Raw genomic sequence first — 9,578 nt, 5'->3', positions numbered from 1 at the left:
CCATATTTTTTCGCCAATTACTAGAAATTTCTTCTTAGTAACATTGATAGATATATTTTCTCACAGGCCTTATATTAGCAAGAAGTACCGTAGGTAGTGGTGTCAGCGTTATTTTTTCTAAGTTGAGTATCTTTTTGATAGATGAAAATAAGTAACGTTATGTAAATACATAGCTAAAACAGAGCGAAAGTTTGTGCTACATGTCGTTGCATGCGGTTGTGTTTTGGTAACGATGAATTGTAAAAAAAGTGTTATAGCGCCATTATTAGCACAACATATTGTATGTGATAAAATAGTAGCTTACAGATATTATTACTATTTGAGATAGTATTAAAAAATTGTTATTAATCATCTGATTTTTATCATTATTAGGAGACACCACAATGACGCGTAAATCCATTGTAAAACCCATGTTGTTATCAGCTGTATTAGCAACTTCTACTGTCGGCTTGACAGGCTGTGGTTATAATAATCTTCAGGCTCAAGATGAGCAAGTGACGGCATCGTGGTCGGAGGTAGTCAACCAATATCAACGTCGCTCGGATTTGGTGCCAAACTTGGTTAAAGTGGTACAGCAATATGCCAAGCAAGAGCAAGAAGTCTTTACGCAAGTGGCTGAGGCACGCTCACGCGCTGGCAGTATTACCGTAACGCCAGAAGTGTTAAACGACCCTGAAGCGATGGAGCGTTATGCTGCTGCGCAAGAACAGATGACTGGCGCACTATCACGTTTGATGGCAGTATCTGAGCGTTATCCTGAACTCAAATCAGATGCTTTGTTCCAAGATTTGCAAGCGCAGTTAGAAGGCACTGAAAACCGTATCGCTGTTGCTCGTAATCGCTATATCCAAGAAGTACAAGTCTACAACACGACAGTACGTCAATTCCCAACCAATATCACTGCTAAGGTATTTGGTATGAGCGCCAAACCAAACTTTAGCGTGGCTAATGAAAAAGAGATTTCTACAGCACCAAGTGTGGATTTTGACGACGGTGGGTCAGCGACCGCTGAATAATAGTAAGTCAGTAGCAATGAAAGTTAATTTTTAACAATATAATCTCTTATTTATTGATTTTATAGTTGTCTTAAAATTTTGCTGATATGATTTTTCTGGTATAGATAGGCTGCGACCAGTATTGAGCATAAAGCTCGCTTAAAGCCTGTTTATGTCTTTAAGCCATTAATAATAGGTATAGCTCCAATCATGAGGTAATGTTTCACTCTGTATCGATTGCGGTAGTACCTATTAATTTGGTAAGAGTCCGATTTGAGGTGGTATATATTTAATGACTCATTTGAAAACACCCCTAGCTGCATTGCTATTTGCTTTTAGTCTCGGTAGCACATCTATGCTGCATGCGGCGACCAATAATGAGAGCAATGACAGTGCTATTGCTGAAGACAGCGTTTCGAACACGCAAAATCGAAGTGTGGAAGACCTAGTAGGTATTGCAAGAGCCGCTGAATCTAATGAAGCTATTAACGATGCAGTCTTGGGCAATGAGGCAATTAATGAGACCATACTTGGTAATGATGCCATCAATCCGAGCGCATCTAATAATGAGGGTGTGGCAGAGGCTACCAAACGTCCCCCTGTCAAGTCAACGGCTGAGGGTGTCACAGCCGATAAGCTGATATTAAATAGCCCTGTCATCGATCAAGCCAACATTCTGAATCCACAAGAAAAGCAACGCTTAGAGGCACAGCTGCGTACCATCTATCAGCAGGGTTTGGCACAAGCGGCAGTGGTGATTGTCCCAACTACTAATGGTATGCCTATCTTTGATTATGCCTTGCAAGTTGCTGAAAAATGGCAGCTTGGTAGTAAAGATATCGATGATGGCTTGCTCATGGTTGTCGCTGTTAATGACCGTGATATGTATATATTGACAGGTTATGGACTCGAAGGGGTACTACCCGATGCGGCAGTCAATCGTATCATTCGAGAGGATATCACTCCTTTATTTAAGCAAAATAACTATGGCGCTGGTATATTAGCAGGCGTGAATGCTTTACAAAGCCGTTTATCTGCTGATCCTGAAGTATTGGCGCGTGCTGATGCTCAAGCGGCTGAACGTGCTGCCCAGCAAGGCTCAGATGAGGTGCCATCACCCATCTTCTTGTTTATCATAGCAATGATATTTGGCAGTTTTATCACCAGTATCTTTGGTCGGGTATTTGGTTCTGTGCTGACAGCTGGTGGTTTCGTTGCAGGCTCACTGGCATTAGGCGGCGGTCTATTTATGACCATCATCATGGCAGTATTTATTTGGCTGTTCTTGATTTCGCGTGGCGGCGGTGGCGGTAAAGGTGGATCTGGTGGTGGACGCGGCGGCGGCATGATATTCTTGCCGGGTATGGGCGGCGGTGGCGGTCGCAGCGGTGGTGGATTTGGTGGCGGCGGCTTCGGTGGGGGCGGTGGTGGATTTGGCGGTGGCGGTGCTGGTGGCTCTTGGTAAGCAATTAGTATTTTTTAGTGGCTTATCAATAGAGCTGCCTAATAACTGATTAACCATTATCTAATAATAACGTCCATTAATCACCGTTCACTAAATGACCGTAAGTAATGACGTACTTGAGGAATATAGTATCATGGCAGAAAATAGTGCTTCAAAATCCAGCTTTGCCCGTTGGCGGCGCCAAGTCTTATTTGTTCCTATCTTGCATAGTAAGTGGCTGACGCCAGCTGCAAAAGCTCGATTGACAGAGCAGGTCACGCTGGCTGAGCAAGGTCATCGTGGTGAAGTGTTTTTAATCGTAGAAAACCATTTGCCTATTCAAGAAGCTTATAATAGCGATTGTCGTGATCGCGCGGTCGATTTATTTAGTCAATACCGCGTTTGGGACACTGAAGAAAACACCGGTGTGCTGATTTATGTCAATATTTGCGAGCATAAGCTTGAGATTGTCGCTGATCGCGGTATCAGTGCTCATGTCAGTCCAACGGTTTGGCGGGCAATGTGTGATAAAGCGGTAGTCGGCATCACTAATCAAAAGACAGAAGAAAGCTTAGCTGAATTATTAGACGAAGTTGGTCAGGTACTGCGCCAATATTATCATCTGGAGCAAAACCCATCAGGCAACGAGCTGTCTGATACGGTGGTTTTTCTAAAATAAATAGTGCTTAATACAGGCATTTACACGTCTTTATGCATAGAAAAATGACATCACAAACGATATTGGAATATTATGATTGATTTAATAAAAAAACTGCCAAAGGCTGAGCTGCACTTACATATTGAAGGCTCACTTGAGCCTGAGCTTATGTTTAGATTGGCAAAAAAGAACCAGATAGAAATTCCCTATGAAGACATAGACGATGTACGTCGTGCTTATAATTTTACCAATCTTCAGACTTTTTTAGACATCTACTATGCGGGTGCCAATGTCCTTATCACACAAGATGACTTCTACGATTTGACGTGGGAGTATGTTCTGAAATGCGTCGAAGACAATGTGATTCATACAGAGATATTTTTTGATCCACAGACGCATACCGCAAGAGGCGTGGCCTTTGAAACCGTGATAACGGGTATTAAGCGAGCGCTGGCTGATGCCAAGGCGCAATATGGCATTACCTCTTGTATTATCATGTGTTTTTTACGGCATTTATCACAAGAAGAAGCGTTTGAGACGTTAGAGCAGGCAGTACAGTTTAAAGACGATATTATTGGTGTCGGTTTGGATTCTTCGGAGCTAGGTAACCCGCCATCAAAGTTCAAAGATGTCTTTAAAAAGGCAAAAGAAGAGGGCTTTAAATTGGTTGCCCATGCTGGCGAAGAAGCAGACTTCTCTTATATTTATGAAGCGTTAGATTTGTTGGGCATCAGTAGAATCGACCACGGCGTGCAATCTATCAAAAGTGCCGAGCTGATGCAGCGTCTAAAAGATGAGCAGATGCCGCTCACCGTGTGCCCAAATTCTAATATCGAGTTAAGAGTATTTGACAACTATAAAGAGCACAACATCAAAGAGCTGCTAGATTATGGTCTAAATATCACTGTCAACTCAGATGATCCTGCTTATTTTAAAGGTTATATCAACCAAAACTTTATCAATATTAGCGAGAATTTGCCACTCACAGAAGACGATATTATCACTTTGGTAAAAAACTCTTTTAGATCGTCATTTATCAGTGATGAGCTAAAGCAGCAGTATTTAGACAGAGTAGATCAAGCAATAGGCTAACGGTTTGTCTGTTATATCACAGGATGCCCATTTTTTTTACTAACTCCGGCAGGATAACACCAGCTTTTGCTGCCAGAGTAATATCGACTAGCGTATTTGGTGTCGGATAAGGGTTTATTTCGATAATTTTGGCACCGTTATGTTTTGCTAATTGTGCCAGTCCGGCAGCAGGATAGACGAGGCTGGAAGTACCGATACTGATAAACACGTCGCAATTCGCGGCAGCTTCCTCTGCTGTATGCCACTCATGTACCGGTAACGACTCTCCAAACCACACAATATCAGGTCTGATATAACCATCGCAATGCTGGCAAGTAATCAGGGCTTCATCAAAGTCGATATTATCCTCACGGTCGTAATGGCCTTTTAATTGGGTTGTATGTGGTATCTGACATCGGCTACATAGATTACGCCACAGATTGCCATGTAAGTGGATGACGTCACTGCCTGCTTGCTCATGCAAATCATCGACGTTTTGAGTAATGAGGGTCAAGTGTTGATTGGTCAATTGACTGTTGTACTGCCACTGCGCCAGTGCTGTATGTGCAGGATTTGGCTTTTTACTTGCAACCAGTTGTCTGCGCCATTGATACCATGACCAAACCAGCTTTGGGTCACGGGAAAAGGCATCTGGTGTTGCCAAGTCCTCAGCGCTATAATTTTCCCACAAGCCAGTTTGCTTATCACGAAAAGTCGGTATGCCGCTTTCTGCTGAAATCCCTGCACCCGTTAAGAGACAAATGCGCTGCTTTGTTTTTAATAGTTCGGCGGCACGCTCTACTTCTGCTATTAACGCTGATGGTAATTCTGCTAACATAAGCTAACCCTTGCTAATAATGGATATCCCTTCTTATGATAGACGGAATTTGGTGGCTTGTCATATTGATAGCAGTTGTCATTGGATTATGGTTGTTTGCAAAAACACGTGCGCCAAAATCAACCGATCTGCATGACACAAAGTCAAAGCTCAAAAATAAGCCGATGAATGATGCGCTACAAAAAACAGCAAAGATGATTAAGCAGGATTTTCCTGATTATGGTGTTACACGAAAGGGCAATCATCTGCTTGTCAGTCGACAAAATACGAAAATCGCTATGATTACGATTGACCCCAAGCTTGCTGCCAGTCAACGCCGTTTGGGTGATATACCGGTGATTAATTATCAGCGTGTTCCTAGCCGCGCGCAATTGGATGCCAATTTGCACGACGCAGAATAGGTCTGTACAAATATCTAGCTAGGAAAAGTAATGCTCCGTCATAGAGCAGCAGAAAGCATGAAATGGAGTTAACACCAATATATACAACATTTTATAGGTATTAACAGACAAGATTATTAATGATAAAAACTTTGAGGCTTTATTTTAAATGATGTTAGAGTTTTGAGGTAATGCTAGGGAAGGGTGAAATACGATGATTGGTGCGCTCGGCGGGAATCGAACCCACGACCCTCGGCTTCGGAGACCGATACTCTATCCAACTGAGCTACGAGCGCAAAAGTGTCTAAAAATAAAGACCGCTTAGTCTAACAAATAAAAGTCATAAAGCCAATGAATGAAGACAGCTATTGAGGTTTTTTAAGAAAAAACAGCATAGTCCGCAAACAGGCATGGCAATCTACCCGTCTTTTCCCTTATAATGTCAGGGAGAATCCATATTTATAATCACCGATTACAAGTGCGCTCGCATGCGGGATGGCTGTTTGCTATTGACAACGGTTTATTGTCAAAGGAGGACAGACAGAATGTCTAAGTCGTGTTGACCCTTGTATACGTAATAAGAGAACGTGACGAATGAGAAAAGTAGTTATGTTATCGGCAGCTGCCATTCTAGGAATCGCTAGTATCGCTGTGAGCCAAGCTGAAAGTGCTGTAGATACGCCTGTTACTATATCTGCTGTTGCAGAAGGCAAAGAGGTTGTCGAAAATGCGCCTCAAAAGCTGGGTGATGAGCCCCAAGCAGCTGCAGATACAACGGACGGCGCTGCTCCTGCTGATGCAACTGCACAAGCAGACGCGATAGCAACAGATGCACCAGCCGAGGCAACTGTGGCAGCCGCACCAGCTGCTGCTGAAGAACCGATTCCACAGGATACGCCGCAAGTACAAAAGCTAATTGCGTTATATCCAAACTTGATTGCTCGTATTCAGCCTATCGGTAAAGTATGTTTTGAAAAAGATGAAGTTTGTGATGTGACGGCTCGTTCTGCTGGTCCAGCTGCAGGCGACGGTCCTCGTGATGGTAAAGCAGTATATGGTGCCGTATGTCAGACTTGCCATGCGGCAGGATTGCTTGGCTCACCTATTTTGGGTGATGCTGGGGCTTGGGGACCTCGTATAGCAAAAGGTAAAGATACCCTATATACCCATGCTATCAATGGTTTCAATGCTATGCCTGCCAAAGGCGGTGCAGATATTCCTGATGAAGAAGTGCAAAATGCCGTTGATTATATGGTTGATGAAGCCAGCTAATGATCATTATCCTAGTACTTTAATTAAGTATTAGGGTGGTCGGTAAACATACTGATATCTCGGTTGTTTTACCTCTTATATAAGTCTGTTAAGCAAGGTTCGTTCGATAACTAATATATCCAGAGCGTCTATCTCATGTAGTGAGATAGACGCTTTTTTATGTATGATTGATAGGACTAATATCGTACTTATGGCATAGCAACGTTGAAATAGCCTCCTATTAGCCTCACATTAATACACGACAGCAACTATTATAAAAATTAGTATGCCCATTTCTCAAAATATTTTATAGATTAATCATTCATAAAGAGGTATTCATGTCTGAAGTACCAGCACTATCGATTCAGAATTTATCCAAAACTTATGCCAACGGGTTTTCAGCATTAAAAGACGTCAGTCTTACGGTTCCGCAAGGGGGATTTTTTGCGTTACTGGGACCAAATGGTGCTGGTAAATCAACGATGATTGGCATTATTAGCTCGCTCTTTAAGCCAACAGCGGGTAGTGTCCATATCTTTGGAACGGATCTATTGGCTGATCCCTCAAAAGCCAAGCAATTTTTGGGCGTAGTACCGCAAGAGTTTAACTTTAATCAGTTCGAAAAAGTTGAAGATATTCTTATTACCCAAGCAGGCTATTTTGGCATTGCAGCAAAAGAGGCAAAACCGCGTGCAGAGAAGTTGCTTAAAGCCTTAGGGCTTTGGGACAAACGTGACAGCAAATCGCGTGAGCTCTCAGGTGGCATGAAGCGTCGGTTGATGATTGCACGGGCGCTGATACATAAACCGCGTCTATTGATATTAGATGAACCCACTGCTGGTGTAGATATTGAGCTACGACGCTCGATGTGGGAGTTTATGGAGAAGATTAATATTGAAGAAAACACAACCATTATTCTAACCACGCATTATCTTGAAGAGGCAGAGCAACTGTGTAAGCGTATTGCGATTTTGGATCACGGTGAGATTCGTATCAATACTGAAATGAAAGACTTGCTTGCCCAGCTATCGGTTGAGACCTTTGTCTTTGATGTGGCGACTCCGTTAACGCATCAACTAGTGCTAACTGGTGTGACCGATGTTGTACAGCCAGATGATTTGACGATTGAAGTAACATTGACAGAGGGTGAGTCGTTAAATGGTGTCTTTACTCAACTGTCTGAGCAAGGTATTAAGGTCGCAAGTATGCGTAATAAAGCCAACCGTTTAGAAGAGCTGTTTATGCGTCTAGTGGATAAAAGCTTACACGAGCCTTTAAGCTCGTAGGTCTTTAGCATCAGCTGATCTTGATAGTTGGGCTTTATAACCAATTTTTATGAATAACAAGACCGTATTAATAAGTCTTCATTTAACATATATATTAAATAGAATAATCAGATAGGCAAATCTGCTTGCAATAGAGACTATTTGCTCTAGCAAGCATAGGCGCTTAGGAGAGATACCGCATGAACTTTGCACAACGCTGGATTGCATTTCGCACTATTTTAGTCAAAGAAGTGCGCCGGATTTTACGTATTTGGCCACAGACTTTATTGCCGCCAGTCATCACCATGAGTCTGTATTTTGTCATCTTTGGTAAGATGATTGGATCACGTGTGGGTGAAATGGGCGGTGTGCCGTATATGCAGTTTATCGTGCCTGGTTTGATTATGATGGCGATTATCACCAACAGTTATTCTAATGTGGTCTCAAGCTTTTTTAGTGCCAAATTTACTGCCAGTATCGAGGAGCTCTTGGTCTCGCCAGTCTCTAAGCATGCCATTTTAATGGGCTATATCAGCGGTGGTATCTTTCGCGGATTAGCGATTGGTATCATTGTCTCGATCGTGGCGCTGTTCTTTACTGATCTTGGTATTGAGCATTTATTTGTGACGATATTTACCGTCCTTGGCACTTCTATTTTGTTTTCATTGGGCGGCTTTATTAATGCTGTCTTTGCCCGCTCTTTTGATGATATCTCTATCATTCCAAGTTTTGTATTGACGCCGCTGACGTATCTAGGTGGAGTGTTTTACTCGCTGGAAAATCTATCACCATTTTGGCAAAATATCTCATTATTGAACCCAATCGTCTATATGGTCAACTCGTTTCGCTATGGGATTTTGGGCTATTCTGATGTCAATGTCTGGTATTCGATGGGCGCTATTTTTGCCTTCTGTGCGATATTCTATACCATTGCTTATCGACTATTAAGTGACGGCTCGCGGGTACGTTTGTAGGAAGAATAGGGCTCGTATGAATCTTGTATTCCGTTCGAGCAATTGAACCGGTTAATAATCAAACCAAAAATGTTAAATGCTATTTAATTTTAATCATTACTATTAGGAAGTACCAATGAGTATCCACGGTATCTTGGGTGAACAAACTACTGATTATCCCACTGAGTATAGTCCAGAGACTTTGTATCCGATTGCCCGTAGTATGGGGCGAGACGTAATTGGTTGGCAAGATGATAAGCTGGAAGTAGGCATTGATTGGTGGCAGGCATTTGAGTTGTCATGGTTAAACCACCAAGGCATCTCACAGGTTGCTATCGCACGCTTTGGTATTCCGGCAAGTTCGCCATTTATTGTCGAATCAAAGTCACTGAAACTTTATCTAAATAGTATTAACTTTACTGAGTTTGGTAGTTGGGCAGAAGTACAAACGCTAATTGCCAAAGATTTGTCAAAATGTGTGCAGGGAGAGGTACAAGTAGAGTTGTTTGACTTAGATGATGATCGCTCAGGGCTGTTAATTTCTCAACCTGATGGCATCTGTATTGATGATGCGCTTGTGAATAGCACTGAGAAAGTAGCATTAACGCTGCATCCTGATGCGTCGTTATTAGAACTTGATTCAAGAGATTCTCAAATAGAAGATGGCAAGAAGTTTAGCTTTTATTCTAATTTGCTGCGTAGTAATTGTCCGGTCACCAATCA

10 protein-coding genes and 1 tRNA gene are annotated in these 9,578 nt (G+C 42.4%); 9 read left to right on the top strand and 2 right to left on the bottom strand.

Annotation, left to right across the window (positions count from 1 at the left end):
• Positions 1-383: 383 nt before the first annotated feature.
• The 4 genes from VLN09_RS09700 (at position 384) to VLN09_RS09685 (ending at position 4,189) form a co-directional block, all read left to right on the top strand.
• Positions 384-1,016: a LemA family protein gene (locus VLN09_RS09700; protein ID WP_325246006.1), complete on the top strand. Its 633-nt coding sequence runs from the start codon at positions 384-386 to the stop codon at positions 1,014-1,016.
• A 271-nt stretch (positions 1,017-1,287) separates the two neighbouring features.
• Positions 1,288-2,460: a TPM domain-containing protein gene (locus VLN09_RS09695; protein ID WP_325246004.1), complete on the top strand. Its 1,173-nt coding sequence runs from the start codon at positions 1,288-1,290 to the stop codon at positions 2,458-2,460.
• A 133-nt stretch (positions 2,461-2,593) separates the two neighbouring features.
• Positions 2,594-3,118, top strand: a complete 525-nt coding sequence (locus VLN09_RS09690) for a TPM domain-containing protein (RefSeq protein WP_325246008.1) — start codon at positions 2,594-2,596, stop codon at positions 3,116-3,118.
• A gap of 72 nt (positions 3,119-3,190) precedes the next feature.
• Positions 3,191-4,189 (top strand): adenosine deaminase, encoded by a 999-nt coding sequence (locus tag VLN09_RS09685; protein WP_325246002.1) that lies wholly within the window; start codon positions 3,191-3,193, stop codon positions 4,187-4,189.
• Between the two features lie 16 nt (positions 4,190-4,205).
• Here VLN09_RS09685 and VLN09_RS09680 read toward each other — a convergent pair whose 3' ends face one another.
• A complete protein-coding gene (locus VLN09_RS09680) occupies positions 4,206-5,006 on the bottom strand; it encodes an NAD-dependent deacylase (RefSeq protein WP_325245999.1) in 801 nt (266 codons plus the stop codon).
• 35 nt (positions 5,007-5,041) lie between these two features.
• Here VLN09_RS09680 and VLN09_RS09675 point away from each other — a divergent pair, with 35 nt between their 5' ends.
• Positions 5,042-5,407 (top strand): hypothetical protein, encoded by a 366-nt coding sequence (locus VLN09_RS09675; RefSeq protein WP_325245997.1) that lies wholly within the window; start codon positions 5,042-5,044, stop codon positions 5,405-5,407.
• A gap of 198 nt (positions 5,408-5,605) precedes the next feature.
• Here the strand turns inward: VLN09_RS09675 and VLN09_RS09670 are convergent.
• Positions 5,606-5,682, bottom strand: a tRNA-Arg gene (locus tag VLN09_RS09670).
• A gap of 298 nt (positions 5,683-5,980) precedes the next feature.
• Between VLN09_RS09670 and VLN09_RS09665 the strand changes: the two genes are divergently transcribed.
• The 4 genes from VLN09_RS09665 to VLN09_RS09650 all read left to right on the top strand — a co-directional run.
• Positions 5,981-6,658, top strand: coding sequence for a c-type cytochrome (locus tag VLN09_RS09665; protein ID WP_325245995.1), 678 nt, complete (start codon positions 5,981-5,983; stop codon positions 6,656-6,658).
• Positions 6,659-6,975: 317 nt separating this feature from the next.
• Positions 6,976-7,923: an ABC transporter ATP-binding protein gene (locus VLN09_RS09660; RefSeq protein ID WP_325245993.1), complete on the top strand. Its 948-nt coding sequence runs from the start codon at positions 6,976-6,978 to the stop codon at positions 7,921-7,923.
• A 179-nt stretch (positions 7,924-8,102) separates the two neighbouring features.
• Complete coding sequence (locus VLN09_RS09655) at positions 8,103-8,876, top strand: ABC transporter permease (RefSeq protein ID WP_325245991.1); 774 nt, start codon at positions 8,103-8,105, stop codon at positions 8,874-8,876.
• A gap of 115 nt (positions 8,877-8,991) precedes the next feature.
• The coding region (locus tag VLN09_RS09650; protein ID WP_325245989.1) for an NADPH-dependent 7-cyano-7-deazaguanine reductase QueF at positions 8,992-9,578 on the top strand (587 nt) is incomplete at its 3' end.

The organism is Psychrobacter sp. (assembly GCF_035469765.1).
Lineage (GTDB): Bacteria > Pseudomonadota > Gammaproteobacteria > Pseudomonadales > Moraxellaceae > Psychrobacter.
Note: the sequence above shows the minus strand (reverse complement) of the source record. Positions and strands in the feature narration are given on the sequence as shown.